We start from the raw sequence: 18,961 nt of genomic DNA on the forward strand, positions 1-18,961 counted from the left end.
GCGCTACTTGGCGGCAGCGGCGGGCTTGGCGGTCTCGGTGTAGTCGTAGAAGCCGCGGCCGGTCTTGCGGCCGAGCAGCCCGGCCTGCACCATCTTGCGAAGCAGCGGAGCGGGACGGTACTTGGAGTCGCTGAAGTCGTTGTACAGCACCTCCATGATGAAGAGGCAGGTGTCGAGGCCGATGAAGTCGGCCAGCGTCAGGGGGCCCATGGGATGGTTCATCCCGAGCTTCATGACCGTGTCGATGTCTTCCTTGGTGGCGATGCCCTCGCCCAGACAGAAGATGGCCTCGTTGATCATGGGCATGAGGATGCGGTTCGAGATGAAGCCGGGGGCGTCGTTGACAGTGACCGGGGTCTTGCCGAGCTTCTTGGAGGTCTCGAACACGGCCTGGTAGACCTCGTCCGAGGTCACGAAGCCGCGGATGATCTCGACCAGCTGCATGACGGGCACCGGGTTCATGAAGTGCATGCCGATGAAGCGCTCGGGGTTCGAGACGCCGTTGGCGAGCTGGGTGATGGGCAGGCTCGAGGTGTTGGAAGCGAAGATCGCGTCGGGGCGGCAGAGCTCATCCACCTGCTTCCAGGTCTGGAGCTTGACGTCGAGCTTCTCGATGATGGCTTCGACGACCAGGTCCGAATCCGAGAGGTCGGCGAGGTTCGAGGTCCAGGTCAGGCGGCCCATGGTGGCCTCCATGGCGTCAGCTTCGAGCTTGCCCTTCTCGACCATGCGGGCGAGGTTCTTCTCGATTCCCTTCTTGGACTTCTCGAGGGCGCCGGCGTTCACGTCGTAGATGAAGGTGGTGTAGCCGTTCTGGGCGAAGACCTGGGCGATGCCCGAGCCCATCTGACCGCCGCCGAGCACCGAGACCGTGGTGATGTTCTTCAAGGTGAAAGTTCCTTTCTGGAGTTCGAGCTGCAGGCGCTCTACAACGTTAAGAAAGACGTTCGAGGATGACGGCGTCGCCCTGAGCGGCACCCGAGCAGATGGCCGCCACGCCGTAGCGGCCGCCGCGGCGCGAGAGCTCGTGGGCGAGCGATGCGACGATGCGAGCGCCGCTGGCGCCGATGGGGTGGCCGAGGGCGATCGCGCCGCCGTTGACGTTGGTGCGCTCGCGGATGGCTTCGAGCTTGCCCGCATCACCGCCCGAGAGGATCTCGGTCGAGCGCAGGGTGACGGCCGCGAAGGCCTCGTTGATCTCGAAGAGGTCCATCTGGTCGACGGTGAGGTTCGCCTGGGCGAGGGCCTTCTGGATGGCGAGGCCGGGCACGGTGGAGAGGTAGGCGGGCTCCTGACCGACCTTGGCGTGGCCGACGATGGCCGCCAGCGGCTTGAGGCCGAGCTCGTGGGCCTTGCGCTCGCTCATGAGCACGAGGGCCGCCGCGCCGTCGCTGATGCCGGGAGCGTTGCCCGCGGTGATCACGCCGTCCTTGGTGAAGGCTGCACGCAACTTGCCGAGCGCTTCAGTGGAGGTGTCGGGACGCACGCTCTCATCGCGCTTGACCATGATGGGATCGCCCTTGCGCTGGGGGACGCCCACCGCGACGATCTCGGCGTCGAGGCGGCCCGCTTCGGCGGCCTCGTGGACCTTGTGGTGGCTGCGGACGGACCAGGCGTCCATCTCTTCACGCTGCTGGCCGAACTCCTTGGCGGTGGTATCGCCGTGGACGCCCATCGCGACGTGGTGGAAGGCGCAGGTGAGGCCGTCGAACATCATGCCGTCGAGGACCTCGGCGTTGCCCATCCGGTAGCCCGAGCGGGCCTGCTTGAGGAGGTAGGGGGCGTTGGTCATGCTCTCCATGCCGCCCGCGACGAAGATCTCGCCGTCGCCGACGCGCTGGAGCTGGTCGGCCAGGGTGACGGCGCGCATGCCCGAGGCACAGACCTTGTTGATGGTCAGCGAGGGGACGGTGGCGGGGATGCCGGCCTTGATGGCCGCCTGGCGCGAGGGGATCTGGCCCACGCCCGCCTGGAGGACGATGCCCATCAGGACGTTCTCGACCAGCTCGGGGGCGACCCCTGCACGCCGGAGAGCTTCCTCGATCACGAGCGCGCCCAGGTCGGGAGCCTTGAAATCCTTGAGGGCCCCGCTCATCTTGCCGAACGGCGTGCGAGCAGTACTGACGATGACGGTGCGATCCATCTGTTCTGAACCTCGTTGTGCTAGGTATGACGCGGGAATCGAAGCTTTAACCCGCGTTTAAAATTTTAGCACAGGGGCTTACCAGTTGCGATCGCGGTTCCGGGCGAGCTTGGCGAGGGTCGCGGCTTCGAGATCGACCCCCGAGACATCCGCGAGCTGCATGAGGTAGAGGAAGACGTCGGCGAGCTCATCACCAAGCGCCTCGGGATCGGCCGCATCGCCCCACTGGAAGTGCTCAAGCACTTCGGCCGCCTCGATGGCGAGCGACTTGGCGAGGTTCGAGGGGGTCTGGGGACGCTTGGAGTCCGGCTCGTACCAGCCCTTGGCTCGGACGAATTCGTGCATTCGCGCGGTGAGTTCCTTGAGGTCCATGGCTTAGCGCTTCGCCGCCTCCCAGGCCCGCAGGCGATCCTGGATGCCCGGCTGGCGGAAGCAGTTGGCGAAGGCCTCCTGCTCGAAGAAGAAGTCGGCCCGCTCGGTCATGCCGATGGTCTCCTTCGTCTGGCGCAGGGCGTAGGCGTCGCGGCCTTCGAGCTCTTCGGCCCAGCGCATCGCTTCCGTCTTCACGTCCTCGGCCACCGCGTTGACGAGCCCCCAGCGCTCGGCGCATTCGGCGTCGATCACCCGGCCCAGGAACATCAGCTCCTTGGTGCGGGCGGTGCCGATGATGCCGGGGCAGCGCTGGGTACCGCCGAAGCCGGGCAGGATCCCGAGCTTGCTCGCGGGGTAGCAGAATCGCGCATGGGGAGCCGCAAGGCGCAAATCGCAGGCGAGCGCGAGCTCCAGCCCGCCGCCGTAGGCCAGGCCGTTGAGGGCCGCGATGACCGGCGCCGGGAAGTCGGCGAGGAGCGCCGTCACGCTCTGGCCCAGGTGCGAGAAGTCCAGGGCGGCCGCGGGCGTCAGCTCGGCGATCTCGTTGAGGTTGGCCCCGGCGCTGAAGGCGCGATCGCCCGAGCCCGTCAGGACCAGCGCCGTGAGCCCTGCCTGCTGCGAGAGGCGCAGCAGGATCTGGCGCAGGGCTTCGAGGGTGGCGCGGTGCAGGATGTTGAGGCCGTGCTCCCCCTCCAGCGTGAGGGTGACGACGCCATCACGGCGCTCTTCGAGGATGCGGGTCGGCATGACGGGCCTCCGGTGCGACGAAAGAGGGAACGGCTGTCTAAAGTTAGAGCATCTAACAAAACCAGGCATGTGTCGAGCGCCCGGGTGGCAAGCCCCGCGCGGTGCGGACGAGCGATGCGCCCGTGTGGCGCCTCTGCTACGCTCTGCGCATCGAGCGAGACGAACCAGGGAGGTGTGCCATGCCCGATGCGGTCATCGTGTATTCGCAAGAAGGATGCCCGCCCTGCGGCGCGGTCAAGGAGTACCTGACGCGCAGGGGCGTGCCATTCGTCGTCAAGGACATCGGCCGGGACGTGTCGGCCCGCAACGAGTTCCTGCGCAAGGGCTTTAGGGGGACGCCCGTCGTCCTCGTCGGGGACGAGGCCATCGTGGGCTTCGACCGTGCGCGGATCGATCGGGCCTTGCTGCGCCAGCCGAGAGGTGAGCAAGCGAAAACCCCCGTCGACATCGTCTGGTGACGGTGCGACGGGGGCGAAAGGCGGGGCCGGGGTCTTAGAGGACGCCGGCCTTCTGCTTGGCCGCGGCGATCATCGCCTCGACCTGGGCGTCGTCCTTCCAGCGGGCCTGAGCCTCGGGGCTGAGCAGGTCGATGGGATCGAAGTAGAGGTAGTGCTCGTCCTTCTTGACGCTCGGAGCCGTGTAGACGGCGATGCCGTTCTCGCGGTCGTAGTACTCGAAGCTGTGGACGTCACGCTTGCCGCCGCCGCCGGGGGCGTCGCAGACGAAGGTCGGCGTGTTGAAGCCGGCCGTCGAGCCGCGGACCCACTTCTCGATGTCGAGGGCGGTCTGGATGGTGGTGCGCAGGTCCTCGACGCCCTTGACCATGTCGTGCTGGTAGACGTAGTAGGGGTGGACGTTGATATGGCCGAGGCGCTTGACCAGGAGCTGCATGGTCTCCTTCTTGTCGTTGACGCCGCGCTGCAGCACCGACTGGTTGCGGACGTAGACGCCGCGCTCGAAGAACATCCGCATCGCCTTCTCGGTGATCCAGGTGATCTCGTTCGGGTGGTTGAAGTGGGTGTGGAGGACGACCTCCTTGCCCATCTTGCGGCCCATGTCGGCCACGTCGCAGATGGCGTTGAACCACTCGGTGTCCGAGATGATCTTCATCGGCATGACGGCCGGGCCCTTGGTCGCGAAGCGCATGCGACGGACGTTGGGCATGTTGACGAGGGTCTCGCCGATCAGGCGGATGTTCTTGGCCGACAGCTGGTAGGTGTCGCCGCCCGAGATGACGATGTCCTCGAGCTCGGGACGCTCCGAGATGTACTGGAACGCCTTGGCCCAGCGCGCAGCGCTCGGCGAGAGCTGAATCTTCTCGACTTCTTCGGTGTTCATGCCGACCGCGTAGGAGCGGGTGCAGAAGCGGCAGTAGACCGGGCAGATGTCGAGGGGCAGGAACAGCGCCTTGTCGTGGTAGCGGTGGGTCAGGCCCGGGGTGGGGGCGTCTTCCTGCTCATGCAGCGAGTCGAGCGTGAGCTTGGGGTGATCGGCCATCAGGCGCGAGCCGAGGGGCAGGAACTGGGTGCGGATCGGGTCGTTGTAGGGATCCTTCCAGTCGATCAAGGAGAGCATGTAGGGCGAGACGCGCACCGACATGGGGGCCTTGGCGAAGCCGGCGCGGGCGTCCTCGACGAAGTCCGCGGGGGCCAGGTCCTGGATGGTCTCGATCAGCTTCTCGACGGTCGTGATGGAGTGCTTGCCCTGCCAAAGGTGGCTGAGGAAGGTCTCGGTGTCCACGTCGCGGTAGGCCGGGATCTCGCGCCAGAATTCGCCTTCGCGGAGGTTCTTGTGGGCGAAGGCCTCGGGCGGAGCCGGGGGCTTGATGTGGGGGACGGACTCCTCGGAGTAGACCTTGGGGGCGGTTTCGGCGGTTTGCATCGTAATGTCTCCTGTCATCTAGATACCAAGCACGGGGTGAGATGACAGAGGATCACAGGCCGTATTGGGGCTTGTCGCCGCATCCAAAGGCAGGATCGTAGGACAAGGGGTTCTACCTCCATTGCGCATCACAAGACGAAGCGGGCGCCAGGGCCGCTCATCACTACTTTAGCCGGACTTCGAAAGCGTGGCAATCATTTATGACGCTTCGTGAAGACATGGTAAGCGTTTTATGATAAGGTAATGTAAAGGATTGGTTAATCAAGTTTTGACCATCCCGTTATTACTCCCCAATCTGGCCTGAGTCTTTTCAGCCAGGTCGTCTCATTGAGGTTTCATCAACACTATGAACAAGCTTTTGGTTCGCGGTCTCTTCGCTGCCGCCCTCGCTTTCGGAACCGTCTCGCTGACGGCCTGCCCCGCGCCTTACACCCTTCCCACCACCGCCGGTGCGGAGCTGACCGAGGACTTCTGGAAGAGCTACTATCCCGAGTTCAAGCAGGACATGAGCTGGACCTACGCCGTCACCAGCACCGCTTCCGGCAGCGAGGGCACCGCTGAGGCCCTCTGGAAGGTGACCGAGGTCAAGGACGGTGTTGCCACCGTCAAGATGACCGTCAAGATGGGTGAGACCACCATCTCCGACGAGACCGACACCCTCAGCAAGAAGGGCCCCGGCAAGGCCGCCTCGGGCGTCAAGTACGAGAAGACCGAGACCGTGACGGTCGCGGCCGGCGAGTTCAAGGACGCCGTCAAGGGCAAGGCCACCATGGACGGTTCAGAGACCACCATGTGGGTTGCCAAGGGCGTGGGCATCATCAAGCTGGAGTCGACGGGCAGCAAGATGGAGCTGAAGGCGAAGTCCTTCTAGTCCGAATCTTCCATATTGGCTTGGCCGGCGGTTCGTCCGCCGGCCAATGTCGTTTGGAGGCCGCCCAGGCGCGCTTTCTTGCTTCGGTTCGCGGGTCTGGTGTAAGATGGGTGACTACTCTTGCGGTGTTTAAACCGCGAGCAGTGCGCGACTTCAACGCCTTCAGTCACAAGGATCATTCCGACATTGGAAACGACGCGGAACAACTTACGCGACGAAGCCCAGCGCCATGCGACCCGCAAGCGCGAGGGCATGCTGATCGTCATCTCCGGCCCGTCTGGCGTCGGCAAGGGCACGCTCGTCAAGGTGCTCCGGGCCCAGATGCCCGGGCTTAACCTCTCGGTCTCGGTGACGACCCGCGCCCCGCGCGCCGGGGAAGAAGAAGGCAAACACTACTTCTTCCGCACCGAGGAGCAGTTCCGACAGATGGTCGAAGATGGCGACCTGCTTGAGTACGCCCAGTTCGTCAACGGCCTGTTCTACGGCACGCCCCGCGCCTACGTCGAGGAGCAGATCCGCAACGGCCACGACGTGATCCTCGAGATCGACGTCAAGGGCGCGATCCAGGTCAAGGAGCGCTGGCCCCACGGCGTCTACGTCTTCCTGCTCCCCCCCACGCTGGAGGAGCTCGAGGCGCGCCTGGTCAAGCGCCAGACCGAGGCGGTCGAGGCCATCCGCCAGCGACTTTCGGTCGTGGTGGACGAGCTCAACTTCCTGCCCCTCTACGATTATCAGGTGGTCAACGACGACCTCGATAAGGCCGCCGAAAAGCTTCAGGCGATCATCAACGCCGAACGGTGCCGCATCAGCCGGCACCTCCCGCACTAGTCCGGGCGCCCACGCTCACCTCAGAAAGGTCCTCATCATGCACAGCGAACTCCTGGCCACCTGCGACAACAAGTACGAGCTGGTGCTCGACGTCGCCCGCCGCGCCAAGCACCTCAAGGACGACATCCAGCGCGACGGCAGCATCGAGGTCAACAAGCCCATCCCCCTGGCCATCCAGGAGATGGTCCAGGAAGGCAAGGCTGCCGAGGGCGGCCAAGAAGGCTAAAGCCATGCCCGTCCTGCTCCTCGGAGTCTCGGGCGGGATCGCGGTCTATAAAGCCGTCGAGCTGACCTCCCTGCTGCGCAAGCGCGGCTGGGAGGTTCGCGTCGTCATGACCGAGAATGCGACCCGCTTCGTCACCCCCCTCACCTTCCAGACCATGTCCCGGCACCGGGTGCACGTGGACCAGTTCGCCCTCGGTGACGACTGGCAGGTCGAGCACATCGACTTGGTCAAGGGCGTGGACCTCGCGGCGGTGGTCCCGGCGTCGGCCAACGGGCTCGCGAAGCTCGCCCACGGCATCGCGGACGATTTGCTCTCGACGACCCTGCTCGCGCTGCGCTGCCCGCTCTTGGTCGCGCCCGCGATGAACACGGCCATGTGGGAGCACCCGGCGACGCGCGCCAACCTCGACATCCTGCGCGCCCGCGGGGTCGAGGTGATCGCGCCCCAGGCCGAAGGTGAGCTCGCTTGCGGGGACGTGGGAGCAGGGAAGCTTGCGACGGTCGAGGCGATCGCCGAGGCCCTGGAGCGGGCTCTGCGGCGCGGGGAGTCGCTCCAAGGGCGCCGGGTGCTCGTGACCGCGGGCGGGACCCGCGAGCCCATCGACCCGGTGCGGTACGTGGGCAACCGATCCAGCGGCAAGATGGGCCATGCGATCGCCGAGGCCGCCTGCGCCCGAGGCGCCGAGGTGACCCTGGTGACCACCGCGGGCCTGCCTGCCCCTGCTGGGGCCGAGGTCGTGCGGGTCGCGACCGCTGCCGAGCTGCAGCGCGCGGTCGAGGAGCGCTTTGCCGCTTCGGACGTGCTCGTGATGGCGGCCGCCGTGGCGGATTATCGGCCCGTTGCGGCCGCGCCTTCCAAGATCAAGAAGAGCGGCGATCGCCTGGTCATCGAACTGGAACCCACGGTGGACGTGCTTGCGAGCCTTGCGCCCAGCAAGCGTGCAGATCAGCTCGTGGTGGGCTTCGCCGCCGAAACCGACGACGTGCTCGGCTACGCGGCAGGGAAGCTTGCGCGCAAGGGGCTGGATCTCATCGTCGCCAACGACGTGTCGCGCGCGGACATCGGCTTCGAGTCGGATGCGAACGCCGTGACCGTGCTCGATGCCGAAGGCGTCGTCTGCGAGGTGCCGCGCGCTCCCAAAACGGTGGTCGCCGCGCGCATCCTGGATGTGATCGCCGATCGCCTACCGCAGCCCTGAGCCCATGGAGCCCCTTGCCCCCCAGGCGACCGACGTCTACGCGGACGTCTTGATCGACTCGATCCCCCTCGCGCAGCAGCGCCCCTACACCTACCGGGTGCCGGCGGCCATGCGCGATCGGGTGCGGGTGGGCAGCGCGGTAGTGGTCCCCTTCGGCCCCAAGCAGCGGGTGAGCGGCTACGTGGTCGCCTATCCGGCGCGGGCGCCCCAGGGGACGGCGCGCGACATCCGCGAGCTCTTGGGGGACACGATCGTTCCCCCTGCGCTGCAGCGCCTCTTCCAGTGGGTCGCGGACTACTACCTCTGCACCGTGGCCCAGGTCTACCAGATGGCCCTTCCGCGGGGAACCCTGAACGGGACGGTCAAGGAGAAGACCCAGCTGGTGGTGACCCTCCAGGATGGCTTGACGGGGGACCTCTCCAAGCGCCAGATGCAGGTGATTGGCGTGCTGACCGGCGCCGGAGGGCAGATGACCCTCGCGGATCTGGTCCGCGCGGCCCAGACCACCCCGGGCCTCTTGCGGACCCTCGAAGCCAAGGGAGCGATCGCGATCGCCACCCAGCGGATCTGGCGCGCGCCGGAGCTTCCGAACGCCTCGCGGGGCGCCATCCCAGAGCCGACGCCCGAGCAATCTGAAGCGATCGCGGCGATCAAAGCCGGGGAGCCGGGCGAAGTCTTCTTGTTGCACGGGGTCACGGGCAGCGGCAAGACCGAGGTCTACCTGCAAACCATCGCCGAAACCCTGGAACGGCGCGAGCAGGCACTGGTCCTGGTGCCCGAGATCGCCCTCACGCCGCAGACCGTCGCGCGCTTTCGGGCGCGGTTCGGCGATCGGATCGCGGTCCTGCACAGCGCCCTCGGCGAGGGCGAGCGCTTCGACGAGTGGCAGCGCCTGCGCAACGGCGATGCCCAGGTCGGCATCGGCGCACGTTCGGCCGTCTTTGCGCCGCTCGCGAGGCTCGGCCTCATCATCCTCGACGAGGAGCACGAGGGCTCGTACAAGCAAGACAACGCCCCTCGCTACCACGCCCGCGACGTGGCCTTGCAGCGGGCGGCCTTCGAGGGTGCGCGAGTGGTGCTCGGCAGCGCCACTCCGTCGGTCGAGTCGTACCGCCGCGCCGAGCAGGGGGATTATCGCCTGCTGACGCTCACCGAGCGCGTCAACGCGCGTCCCTTGCCGCCGGTCGAGGTCGTGGACATGCGCGCGGAGCTCGAAGCGGGCCACCGCTCCATCTTCAGTCGCTCGCTGACCGATGCCCTGCACGCGCACCTGGGGCGAGGGGAGCAGGCGATTCTGCTCATCAACCGGCGCGGGTACTCCTCGTTCGTCATGTGCCGCAGTTGCGGGGAGCCGGTGCGCTGTCCCAACTGCTCGGTGTCGCTGACCTACCACAAGGCGGGCGAGGCCCTACGGTGCCACTACTGCGACCATCACGCCGCGCCTCCCGAGCGCTGCCCGAGCTGTCGGAGCCCCTACATCAAGCACTTCGGAGCGGGAACCCAGCAAGTGGCCGAAGCGGCGGCGGCCTTGCTGCCCGAGGCGCGGATCATGCGCCTCGACCGGGACACGACGACCCGCAAGGGATCCCACCAGCGCATCCTGGACGCCTTTGCGGCCGGCGAGGGCGACGTGCTCATCGGCACCCAGATGGTCGCCAAGGGCCTCGACCTGCAGCGCGTCTCGCTCGTGGGCGTCATGGCGGCGGATGCCTCGCTCAACCTTCCCGACTTCCGAGCGGCGGAGCGCTCCTTCCAGCTCTTGACCCAGGTGGCGGGGCGCGCGGGGCGCGGCGAGATCCCGGGCCGGGTCATCGTCCAGACCTACGCCCCCGATCACCCCAGCGTGCGGGCCGCTCAGGTCCACGACTTCACCGCCTTCTACACGCGCGAGATCGTGGAGCGCGAAGAGCTGCGCTATCCGCCCTTCCAGCACCTGATCAACGTGGTGGTCAGCGCCGAGGATTCGGGCATCGTGTGGAAAGTAGGCGAGGCCCTCGCGGATCGCCTGCTCGCTTTTCCCGAGCTGATGGCGCTCGGGCCGGCAGAGGCGCCGCTCTTCCAGCTGCGGGGCCGCTATCGCGTGCAGGTCCTGATCAAGACCCCCGAGCTGCCCTATGCCCGCAATGCTCTGCGCGAAGCCGTACGGCAGGTGGAACGCCCTCAGGGCGTGCGCTTGGCGATCGACGTGGAGCCGCACTCCTTGCTGTGAGGGCCGATCGCCTTCCTTGCTCGCCTTGAAATGAGCGAGGTGAGCCGATCTCGACGCTCACTCGCTGCTTGCCTTATCCGCGTTCCGCATTACCATAAGGGCGTAACCAGCCACCAGACTGGCCAGGCATGTCGCTTTCCGCCCCATGCCGTGCGTCGGGCCCCAGCGAATACAGGAAGGTGGGAGCGATGCAGGACCATGATTCTCACGATAGCCGGCTCTTGCATGAGCTCTTGACCGATGTTAGCGGCCCTCAGGCAAGCGAGCTCGACGAGTTGGAGCATCCCCCCCAGGACGAGCTCGGCTTGCGCGTCAGCTTCATAGAGGAAGAGCATCCCCCGGAAGAGGAGGCCCATCCCCACGAGGAGGCTAAGGCCGAGAAGGCCGTGCCGATTTCCGACCCGGTCCACGCCTACCTGCGGGCGATCGGGGCGATTCCCTTGCTCAAGGGCGACGAGGAGCTGCGGATCGCCCGCGCCATGGGCGAGCCCGGCGAGGCCGGCCAGCGCGCGCGGGGCCGAATGATCGAGGCCAATCTTCGCTTGGTCGTCAGCGTCGCGAAGAAGTACCTGGGGCGCGGCCTCTCCTTCCTGGATCTCATCCAGGAGGGCAATCTCGGTCTCATTCGGGCGGTCGAGAAGTTCGACTACACCCGCGGCTACAAGTTCTCGACCTACGCGACCTGGTGGATCCGGCAGGCCATCACCCGGGCCTTGGCGGACAAGGCCCGTACCATCCGCATCCCGGTGCACCTGGTCGAGACGATCAACCGCTTGCGCGCCATCTCGCAAAGGCTGACCCAGCGGCTCGGTCGCAAGCCAAGCGACGAGGAGATCGCCGCCGAGGCGAACGTGCCGGTCGAGAAGATCGCGGACATCAAGAAGATCGTGAAGGACACCATCTCGCTCGAGACCCCGATCGGCAAGGAAGAGGACAGCCGTCTGGGCGACTTCATCATCGACCGCGAGGCGCCAGGCCCGGCCTCGGCGGTCGCGTCGCTGCTCCTGCAAGAGGAGATCCGCGCCCTGCTCGGAAGCCTCTCGGATCGCGAGCGTCAGGTCGTCGAGCTGCGCTTCGGCATCGTGGACGGTAACGTCCACACCCTCGAGGAGATCGGGCGGATCTTCGGCGTCACCCGCGAGCGGGTCCGCCAGATCGAAGGCAAGGCCTTGGCCAAGCTCAAGCACGAGATGTCCGAGCGCCGCATGATCGAGTACATCGAGTAAGGGCAGAAGGAAACACCCCCGGCGATCGCCGGGGGTGTTTCCTCGTGTTTAGCGTTCGAAAGATTTTCGAACATATGTGCTTGACCTTCGAACAATAATTCGATATTCTGATGCGTATCCACTGGGAGCGGATGACGGTCATCCCCCGTCGTGCTGCCAGCAGCCTTCCCGACCTTCCGCAAAGGAGAGCGCACCAACATGGGCAAAGAAGTAGCGACGGTGGTCCCCAAGGACAACGCGAAGGAGATGGCGGCCGACAAGCGCAAGGCCCTCGATCTCGCCCTCGCCGGCATCGAAAAGCAGTTCGGCAAGGGTTCCATCATGAAGCTCGGGGACAACTCCCGCCTCAAGGTGGGCGTCGTGCCGACCGGCATCTTGCCCCTGGACATCGCGCTCGGGGTGGGCGGCCTGCCCAAGGGCCGCGTCGTCGAGATCTACGGCCCCGAGTCGGGCGGTAAGACGACGGTCAGCCTGACGGTCGTCGCCCAGGTCCAGAAGACGGGCGGGGTCGCGGCCTTCATCGACGCGGAGCACGCCCTGGATCCCCAGTACGCCGCTCGCCTCGGGGTGGACATCGACAACCTCTTGGTCTCCCAGCCCGACACGGGTGAGCAGGCGCTCGAGATCGCCGACGCCCTGGTCAAGTCCTGCGCGGTGGACATCATCGTCGTGGACTCGGTGGCGGCCCTGGTGCCCAAGGCCGAAATCGAGGGCGAGATGGGCGACAGCCACGTGGGCCTCCAGGCCCGCCTGATGAGCCAGGCCCTGCGTAAGCTCACGGCGACCATCGGCAAGAGCAACACCATCGTCATCTTCATCAACCAGCTCCGCGAGAAGGTCGGCGTCATGTTCGGCAGCCCCGAGGTGACCACCGGCGGCCGCGCCCTGCGGTTCTACTCGAGCGTGCGCATCGAGGTGCGCCGCATCGAGACGCTCAAGAAGGACGGGGTCGAGATCGGCAACCGGGTCAAGGCCAAGGTCGTCAAGAACAAGGTGAGCCCCCCCTTCCGGGTCGGTGAGTTCGACCTGATGTTCGGCGAAGGCGTCAGCCGCGAGGGCTGCGTGCTGGACATGGCCGTCGAGCACGAGATCGTCAAGAAGAGCGGCTCGTGGTTCAGCTACGGCGAGAACAAGATCGGCCAGGGTCGTGACGGGGCCAAGAACTTCCTCGCGAGCCAGCCTGACCTGCTCGCCGAGATCGAGGGCCTGGTGCGCACCAAGCTGACCCTCATCAACCAAGAAGTGGCGCCTCCCGAGCCGGTCCTCGACCTGCTCGACGAGGAGGACGACGAAGACGCGCTGTAAGCCAGCGTCAAACGAAGCGGGCCGCCCATCGGGCGGCCCGCCTTGCGTTTTCAGAGGGGCTTAGCGCTCCACGTCGCCTCGGTTGCTGATCACCGAGCGGATCCGACCGTCCACCATGTCGATGACCCGGTCGGCGTGCTGCGCGAGCTGCGGGTTGTGCGTCACCACGATGATGGTCTGCCCCAGCTCGCGGTTGTAGCGCCGCAGGAGCTGGTAGATGGCCTCGCCGGTCCCGGTGTCGAGGTTCCCCGTCAACTCGTCGCCGAGTAGTAGCGCCGGGCGATGGATGAGGGCCCGGGCGATCGCCACCCGTTGCTGCTCGCCGCCCGAGAGCTCGGCGGGCTTGTGGTCGAGCCGGTGGGAGAGCTCGACCTCGTGCAGCAGCTTCTCGGCGAGCGGCTTGGCCTCCTTGGTCGAGGCGCCGGCAATGAGCAGCGGCGCCATGACGTTCTCGGTCGCCGTCAGCTCGGGCAGCAGGAAGTGGAACTGGAAGACGAAACCGATGGCCTTGTTGCGCAGCGCGGCGAGACGCTTGTCGCTCATGCCGGTGGTGGCTTGATCCTGGATGTGGATGGTGCCACTCGAAGGGCGATCGAGGCCTCCGAGGAGGTAGAGCAGGGTGCTCTTGCCGCTGCCGCTCGGGCCCGTGATGGCGATGAACTCTCCCCGCTTGACCGAGAGGCTGACGCCGCGCAGGACTTGAAGGCCTTCCTTCTTGAAGGACTTGGTGACCTCGGCGGCTTGAAGCACGATCTTGCTCAAAGGGTGCGCCTCATCGATAGTCTGGGCCGATGACCAGGGTGTAATCGGCGGAGTACGGGGTCGTGTCGTCGCTCATTTGCCAAGGGGCGTTGGGCATCAGGGCGGCGAGGGCGGGCTCGTGGACCGGATTGCCGTTGCGCCCGATGATCCGCGTTGCAGTGCTCGTGCCATTCGTGGCCGGAGCGGTGCGGACGACCAGCACGCCCCGTTCGCTGAGGGCAGCGGCGACCTTGGTGGCGGCCTGTTCCTTCTGGGACCCGTAGAGGATCTCGACCGAGGCGGCCGTCTCGACGTCTTGCTTCGCGGGCTTGGCGTCCTCGGTCAGCTTGGCGACCAGCGTCTCGATCCGCCCGCGGTTGGGGATCCAGTAGCCATTGTAGCCGAAGTCCCCCGGAAGGGTCGTGTAGCTGATCGCCGGACGGTTCTTGCCGAAGTTCGCAAGCTCGCCCAGCTCGCCCGCCGTGAGGTCGGTGCTGAAGAGCTTGCCGCTCGCCGCGGCCATCTGGGGCAGGCGCCACCAGTTGATGGGATTGAGGAGCTTCTGCTCGACGGCGTGCATGAGGTGCTGCTGACGCGAGACCCGGCCGATGTCGCCCAGGGCGTCGTGGCGGAAGCGGGCGAATCCGACGGCGGTCCTGCCGTCCAGGTGCTGCCAGCCCTGCTTGAGGTCGATGAAGAGCTTGGCAGTCCGGTCCGTGTAGTGCATGGGGTTTTCGACGAAGACGTCGACGCCACCCATGCTGTCGAGGAACTCGATGGCGCCGCTGAGGCTCACCTCGACCACGTGGTCCACCTGGAGGCCCGTCAGGTTCTCGACCACTTCCTTGGTGCGCTCGGTGCCGCCAAGGGCGTGGGCCGCGTTGATCTTCTCGGTACCGTACTCGGGGACCAGGACCTTGGTGTCGCGGGGGATCGAGAGCACGTGGAGGCGGTGCTTCTCGGGCAGCACCGTGACCAGCATGATCGTGTCGGTGCGGGCCCGCTCGTTACGGACCTTCTTGCCCGAGGGGTCGTAGTTGTCGTCGATGCCCAGGACGAGGATGCTCTGGGGACGGCTCGGCTGCTTACCGAAGGAGGCGAGGAAGCTGGGCGGCGAGGCGAGCACGTTGCGGCCCAGGATGCCGAAGAGACCGCCGAAGGCGCCCATGAAGACACACGAGGTGATGAGGAGTGCCTGGCGGCGGCGGCGGAAGCGCGCCTGCTGGCGAGCGCGGGAGGCGGCGGGCTTACCCATGGTCTGTTTTGGCCATCCTTCTTTTGGTTGATTCTTCCGAAATTGTAGCACAGCCCCGTGCGGCGCGGCTTCGCGCCCTCATGGATCGGCTGAAAACTTCTTGCTTGAACCCTGTTGACACCATAACCGCCCTTTGATAAAGTCTTAATTGTTCGCGGGGCGAACGATACCGAATATTCCGCGTTAGCTCAGTCGGTAGAGCGGGTGACTGTTAATCACTAGGTCGCTGGTTCGAGTCCAGCACGCGGAGCTAAAATGTCAGGAGGGTCTCGGAGAAATCCGGGGCCCTTCGATTTTTTACAAGGAAGGAACCACCATGGACGTGATGCAGTATGCGCTGACGTTGCCTGCTGACTACGACATGCGGATCATCCGCGAGCGAGTGGCAAGCAAGGGCCATCTGCTCGATGCCTTTCCTGGATTAGGGCTCAAGGCCTACTGCATTCGTGAACGTGGCATCAACGGCTCGTCGGTGAATCAATACGCCCCGTTCTACCTCTGGGCGTCTGCCGTGGGGATGAGCCGCTTCTTGTGGGGCGGTGGCGGTTTCCAAGGCATCATCGAATCGTTCGGTAGACCCTCGGTCGAGCATTGGATGGGAGTCGCCTGCGTGCAAGGTCCAGCCCGTATGGCGTTTCCTCGCGCCGCACTGCGCCAGACGCAATCCCTACTCCTTGATGAGGACCCTCGCACTGTTATTGCCCGCGAGCTGGAACAACTGGCAGAAGCCGAAGACACCCCCGGCTTGCACACCATGGCCATCGGCCTGGATCCGAGACAGTGGGAGCTGGTCCGCTTCACCCTCTGGGAGCAGTGCGCTCCGCAGGATACCGGTGTCCGCTACGAGGTGCTTCATCTTTGCACGCCCCACTTGGCTGAGATCGTGGGTATGGAGAACGCGACAACGCGCTAGCCCCTAGCGCGTATGGTGCACCTACCGGGCTTACCTACTTCGGCCCCCCGTCGCGCAGTATCACCCCCATATCCGGCGGCCGAGAGGCTACCACCATCAGACCTTTGGAGCCGATTTGCTGCAGTCCGGGGGCACTGCCCCCGATGCTCGCCTGAACCAAACTCGCGAGTTAGCGATCCGCCGTTCGGCGGCGCCTCGACATGGTCAAAATCGTCTGGTGCTGAGGCCGTACAGGAACAGACGGATCCTGACGATCGAATTCGAGACTTTGCCTGCCAAGTTTCACGCTGCCCCCATGCGATAGCACCCGCCAAGTCATCCGTCGAGCGCGAATCGCTAGTCTCGTGAATGATACGGGCTAGGCGTAGTCGAAAACGACGCGACTTCCCCGGATATCCAGGTGGGTGAAGCGAGGATGCTCGCCGATCCCATGCACATCGGGCAAGGCCCTCACCGACTGCTGGACTTGGGCGGGCGTGAGCCCCTGGACTTGGATATCGACGGCGCGACCGCTGAGGTGCTGACTTTGCCGCGCGCCCCCCACCCTGGCGTTATGGGCTCTGCATCGGAAGCCGGAGGTGATGGTGATCGGCCGATTCCCGAGGGCCACCCGGACCTTTTCCAGCATGATGGCGACCTTGGTGAGATTGGCGAGAATCTCGGCGGCATGCTCGCCACCGCAGCCGCAGCGGCAAGCCAATTCCCGTATGTGAAAGTGCGGACTCAGTTGCATGATTGGTACTCCCTTGGATGGGCGCGTCGACGCCGTCGGTGCTGGCTGCGATTACTGGGGCATGGTGACGTCCAACGAAAAGGCCATCAGGTAATGGTGTTCGGCGTTCTCGCGTAAGCTTCCAAAAACGTAGATCATCTCCCCTCGTTGGGTGACCTGATTCAGCGTCATGGGAAGCGCGTACTTCCGCTCGGATAGAATCCCCCGATCCCCAGGAGGAGCCAAGAAGAGCACCGAGACGTCGGTGCCCCCCGGAACGTCGTCGAACATGATGATATTCCCGCCGTAGAATCCGACGGTGCGGCGGGTGGCCTCCCGAGTCTGCTGCCAGAACCGCTTCACGAACCAGCGCCGGGTTTCACGAAAATCCTCGACGAAGTCGGCCGCGTGCTCGCATTTGAGGAAGACGGAGTTGCGCGTTTCCGCCGCGACCACATGCCACATGTTGGCCGGCAGGTCGAAAGGGTGCACGGCAATCTCCGAGCCGGTCGCCATGTCTAGGCAGTGTAGCTGGCGTGCTCCCACGAAAAGCGTACCCCGGGCGATCGTCAGCCATACCCCGCCGGCCTTGGGGTCCTCTGGGATAGGCGCTTGGCGCGTCCACGTCGGTTTGCCGGTGTGTACGTCGAGCGCCGTGAGTGAGGCCTTAGGATTGCCTGAGTAATAGACGACTTGCCCCTGTCCACAGGCGAGCTCCCTGGGATGCACGCCCGAGAGGGCCGCATCCTTAAGCTCCCAGAGAACGCGCCCTGAAAACACGTCATACGCCGCCAATAGGCCGGCGTGGGCGACGACGAGCACCTTTCCGCTGAAAGCGCACGCGCCGCCGTCGGGAATCTTCCAGACCGGTTGGCCGGTTTCCTCATAGCCGGTAAGCCCCTTGCCTCCAGGATCGGCCCCAATGAGCAGGCCGTATCCCTCGGCAATGACCCGACCTTGAGGAATCCGCCCTCTCACCTTGCCGGATGTTGCGTCCAGCAACAACGTCGACCCCCGATTCGAATCAAAGACTCGTACGAGGGGACGATCCCCGGGTGAGTCCTCCGGGGGCGCACCGAGCTCGACGACGAGTTGGCTCCCCCGGAGGGGCAAGGCCCACGCAAGGTTCGCGCCCTCGATCCGTGGAGGAGGCGGCGTGATCGTCCCGACGGGCGAAGACGCTGCCGCATCCACCATGGCCATGAACAGCTTGTCGGGGTCGAGCGGCCTCCCGGCATCGGCGAAGCCTCGCTCCAAGGCGCCGGGCAGCTCCTCGAGGAAGTGCAGGCCGGGAATCGCTACGATCGAGGCCGAAGCCGCTTCCGTCGCGGAATACCCGGCCCGGGCCATGACGGTGACGAGGGCTTGCGGCTCGAGGGGCCTCAAGTCGATCGTCTCGTCGGAGTAGCGGACGGCCTCCGGCGCGGCACCGTAGGCCAGCGTGACGGCGGTCGAGACTTGCGCCAGCGTCAGTCTCGGATAGGCCACCTGCAAGTAACCCATGGCCTCCGCAGCTGAGAGACAGGCGACCCGCAGGGCCGCCGCCATCCCGACGCCGGGGCCCCGCGGGTGGGCGGCATCATTCGCCACCCAGCGCAACGCCTGTCCGAACTCCGAGGCCCCTACCGGGAAGCGATCCTTTAGGATGAGGGCAGCCGTCCCCAGGTCGTAGCCACCGGATCGCAGGCAAGCCATCACTGCTAGCAGGGGCATCTCCGGGTACGCCATGGTCAGCCAATCGCCGCCGAAAGGCGGGACCAACTCCGCGACCGAGAGCCCCGCCTGGGCCAAGGCGTGGCCGAGACACCAGGGCTGTGCGTAGACCGCTGACACGATCTCTGGAGAGAAAGCGGCCTGCGCCTCGGCCTGGGAGTAGCCGCCCTCCTTGAGAGCGATTGCCAGTTGAATCGGCTTGAGCGCCAGCGCCGAAGCGACCATGTCCACGTCGACCGGCATGCCGGCCCGCCGAAAGCCTTGAAACACGCATGCCGGTACTTCGCCGAACAGGATCTGGTCGACTCGGATAAACGCCCCGGCACGATTCAAGGTGATCCGCTCGAATTTGCGCATTAACTGGGACGCGACTTCGGAGACACTGAAGCCGGTCTTGGCCATGACCTCGGCGAAGCGCCACGGGTCCAGCGGCCCCATGCTGCTGGGATCGATGAACGCCGGCGGGCGCTTGGGGCGGATCACCATCGGGCAGGCCACGGGCGGCAAACCCTCCTCGGGTGGGGCTGCCAGGCCTCCGTCGAGCGTTCGGGACAGTAACGCGATTATCTCCGCTTCTGACGCCTCATGCATCGGGTCTTTCTCCTTCTGACTTCCTCAACA

Annotated in this window: 18 protein-coding genes and 1 tRNA gene; 10 read left to right on the top strand and 9 right to left on the bottom strand. The window is 65.6% G+C overall.

The window, feature by feature from the left end:
* Positions 1-3: 3 nt before the first annotated feature.
* The 4 genes from J7643_02360 to J7643_02375 form a co-directional block, all read right to left on the bottom strand.
* Entirely contained in the window at positions 4-879 is an 876-nt protein-coding gene (locus J7643_02360) for a 3-hydroxybutyryl-CoA dehydrogenase (protein ID MBO9539418.1), read from the bottom strand.
* A gap of 55 nt (positions 880-934) precedes the next feature.
* Positions 935-2,143, bottom strand: coding sequence for an acetyl-CoA C-acetyltransferase (locus J7643_02365; GenBank protein MBO9539419.1), 1,209 nt, complete (start codon positions 2,141-2,143; stop codon positions 935-937).
* A gap of 78 nt (positions 2,144-2,221) precedes the next feature.
* The gene (locus tag J7643_02370; protein ID MBO9539420.1) at positions 2,222-2,515 is read right to left on the bottom strand and encodes a nucleotide pyrophosphohydrolase; all 294 of its coding nucleotides are present in this window, start codon (positions 2,513-2,515) and stop codon (positions 2,222-2,224) included.
* A 3-nt stretch (positions 2,516-2,518) separates the two neighbouring features.
* Positions 2,519-3,262 carry an enoyl-CoA hydratase/isomerase family protein gene (locus tag J7643_02375; protein ID MBO9539421.1) on the bottom strand — a complete coding sequence of 248 codons (744 nt, stop codon included), beginning with the start codon at positions 3,260-3,262 and terminating at the stop codon, positions 2,519-2,521.
* A 179-nt stretch (positions 3,263-3,441) separates the two neighbouring features.
* On the opposite strand from J7643_02375, the gene J7643_02380 reads away from it, so the two are divergent.
* Entirely contained in the window at positions 3,442-3,720 is a 279-nt protein-coding gene (locus tag J7643_02380) for a glutaredoxin family protein (GenBank protein ID MBO9539422.1), read from the top strand.
* 34 nt (positions 3,721-3,754) lie between these two features.
* Here the strand turns inward: J7643_02380 and J7643_02385 are convergent, their stop codons facing one another.
* Positions 3,755-5,143, bottom strand: a complete 1,389-nt coding sequence (locus tag J7643_02385) for a KamA family radical SAM protein (GenBank protein ID MBO9539423.1) — start codon at positions 5,141-5,143, stop codon at positions 3,755-3,757.
* A gap of 346 nt (positions 5,144-5,489) precedes the next feature.
* Between J7643_02385 and J7643_02390 the strand changes: the two genes are divergently transcribed.
* The 7 genes from J7643_02390 to recA all read left to right on the top strand — a co-directional run bounded on the left by J7643_02390 (position 5,490) and on the right by recA (position 13,006).
* Entirely contained in the window at positions 5,490-6,014 is a 525-nt protein-coding gene (locus J7643_02390) for a hypothetical protein (GenBank protein ID MBO9539424.1), read from the top strand.
* A 252-nt stretch (positions 6,015-6,266) separates the two neighbouring features.
* Positions 6,267-6,842, top strand: coding sequence for a guanylate kinase (gene gmk, locus J7643_02395; protein MBO9539425.1), 576 nt, complete (start codon positions 6,267-6,269; stop codon positions 6,840-6,842).
* A gap of 37 nt (positions 6,843-6,879) precedes the next feature.
* Complete coding sequence (locus J7643_02400; GenBank protein ID MBO9539426.1) at positions 6,880-7,068, top strand: DNA-directed RNA polymerase subunit omega; 189 nt, start codon at positions 6,880-6,882, stop codon at positions 7,066-7,068.
* Between the two features lie 4 nt (positions 7,069-7,072).
* Complete coding sequence (gene coaBC, locus J7643_02405; protein ID MBO9539427.1) at positions 7,073-8,266, top strand: bifunctional phosphopantothenoylcysteine decarboxylase/phosphopantothenate--cysteine ligase CoaBC; 1,194 nt, start codon at positions 7,073-7,075, stop codon at positions 8,264-8,266.
* Between the two features lie 4 nt (positions 8,267-8,270).
* Positions 8,271-10,475, top strand: coding sequence for a primosomal protein N' (priA, locus tag J7643_02410; GenBank protein MBO9539428.1), 2,205 nt, complete (start codon positions 8,271-8,273; stop codon positions 10,473-10,475).
* Positions 10,476-10,603: 128 nt separating this feature from the next.
* Positions 10,604-11,701, top strand: coding sequence for an RNA polymerase sigma factor RpoD (rpoD, locus tag J7643_02415; GenBank protein ID MBO9539429.1), 1,098 nt, complete (start codon positions 10,604-10,606; stop codon positions 11,699-11,701).
* Between the two features lie 198 nt (positions 11,702-11,899).
* Positions 11,900-13,006 (top strand): recombinase RecA, encoded by a 1,107-nt coding sequence (recA, locus tag J7643_02420; GenBank protein ID MBO9539430.1) that lies wholly within the window; start codon positions 11,900-11,902, stop codon positions 13,004-13,006.
* Between the two features lie 60 nt (positions 13,007-13,066).
* Here the strand turns inward: recA and J7643_02425 are convergent, their stop codons facing one another.
* Both J7643_02425 and J7643_02430 read right to left on the bottom strand, forming a co-directional pair.
* Positions 13,067-13,768 (bottom strand): ABC transporter ATP-binding protein, encoded by a 702-nt coding sequence (locus J7643_02425; GenBank protein MBO9539431.1) that lies wholly within the window; start codon positions 13,766-13,768, stop codon positions 13,067-13,069.
* A 10-nt stretch (positions 13,769-13,778) separates the two neighbouring features.
* The gene (locus J7643_02430) at positions 13,779-15,002 is read right to left on the bottom strand and encodes an LCP family protein (GenBank protein ID MBO9539432.1); all 1,224 of its coding nucleotides are present in this window, start codon (positions 15,000-15,002) and stop codon (positions 13,779-13,781) included.
* 177 nt (positions 15,003-15,179) lie between these two features.
* On the opposite strand from J7643_02430, the gene J7643_02435 reads away from it, so the two are divergent.
* Together J7643_02435 and J7643_02440 are read left to right on the top strand one after the other, a co-directional pair.
* Positions 15,180-15,252, top strand: a tRNA-Asn gene (locus J7643_02435).
* A 66-nt stretch (positions 15,253-15,318) separates the two neighbouring features.
* Positions 15,319-15,915 (top strand): DUF4865 family protein, encoded by a 597-nt coding sequence (locus J7643_02440; protein MBO9539433.1) that lies wholly within the window; start codon positions 15,319-15,321, stop codon positions 15,913-15,915.
* 358 nt (positions 15,916-16,273) lie between these two features.
* On the opposite strand, the gene J7643_02445 is transcribed toward J7643_02440, so the two are convergent.
* Entirely contained in the window at positions 16,274-16,648 is a 375-nt protein-coding gene (locus J7643_02445; protein MBO9539434.1) for a DUF882 domain-containing protein, read from the bottom strand.
* A gap of 51 nt (positions 16,649-16,699) precedes the next feature.
* Entirely contained in the window at positions 16,700-18,838 is a 2,139-nt protein-coding gene (locus tag J7643_02450) for a PQQ-binding-like beta-propeller repeat protein (protein ID MBO9539435.1), read from the bottom strand.
* Positions 18,839-18,961: the final 123 nt, after the last annotated feature.

Source organism: bacterium (assembly GCA_017744355.1).
In the GTDB taxonomy this organism is placed as follows: Bacteria; Cyanobacteriota; Sericytochromatia; order S15B-MN24; family UBA4093; genus JAGIBK01.

Excerpts from the sequence above, each read along its gene's own strand:
- J7643_02365 (MBO9539419.1), bottom strand. The coding sequence starts at position 2,143 with ATGGATCGCACCGTCATCGTCAGTACTGCTCGCACGCCGTTCGGCAAG.
- J7643_02370 (MBO9539420.1), bottom strand. The coding sequence starts at position 2,515 with ATGGACCTCAAGGAACTCACCGCGCGAATGCACGAATTCGTCCGAGCC.
- J7643_02440 (MBO9539433.1), top strand. The coding sequence starts at position 15,319 with ATGGACGTGATGCAGTATGCGCTGACGTTGCCTGCTGACTACGACATG.
- coaBC (MBO9539427.1), top strand. The coding sequence starts at position 7,073 with ATGCCCGTCCTGCTCCTCGGAGTCTCGGGCGGGATCGCGGTCTATAAA.
- J7643_02390 (MBO9539424.1), top strand. The coding sequence starts at position 5,490 with ATGAACAAGCTTTTGGTTCGCGGTCTCTTCGCTGCCGCCCTCGCTTTC.
- J7643_02400 (MBO9539426.1), top strand. The coding sequence starts at position 6,880 with ATGCACAGCGAACTCCTGGCCACCTGCGACAACAAGTACGAGCTGGTG.
- J7643_02430 (MBO9539432.1), bottom strand. The coding sequence starts at position 15,002 with ATGGGTAAGCCCGCCGCCTCCCGCGCTCGCCAGCAGGCGCGCTTCCGC.
- priA (MBO9539428.1), top strand. The coding sequence starts at position 8,271 with ATGGAGCCCCTTGCCCCCCAGGCGACCGACGTCTACGCGGACGTCTTG.
- J7643_02385 (MBO9539423.1), bottom strand. The coding sequence starts at position 5,143 with ATGCAAACCGCCGAAACCGCCCCCAAGGTCTACTCCGAGGAGTCCGTC.
- gmk (MBO9539425.1), top strand. The coding sequence starts at position 6,267 with ATGCTGATCGTCATCTCCGGCCCGTCTGGCGTCGGCAAGGGCACGCTC.
- rpoD (MBO9539429.1), top strand. The coding sequence starts at position 10,604 with ATGTCGCTTTCCGCCCCATGCCGTGCGTCGGGCCCCAGCGAATACAGG.
- J7643_02445 (MBO9539434.1), bottom strand. The coding sequence starts at position 16,648 with ATGCAACTGAGTCCGCACTTTCACATACGGGAATTGGCTTGCCGCTGC.
- J7643_02380 (MBO9539422.1), top strand. The coding sequence starts at position 3,442 with ATGCCCGATGCGGTCATCGTGTATTCGCAAGAAGGATGCCCGCCCTGC.
- recA (MBO9539430.1), top strand. The coding sequence starts at position 11,900 with ATGGGCAAAGAAGTAGCGACGGTGGTCCCCAAGGACAACGCGAAGGAG.
- J7643_02375 (MBO9539421.1), bottom strand. The coding sequence starts at position 3,262 with ATGCCGACCCGCATCCTCGAAGAGCGCCGTGATGGCGTCGTCACCCTC.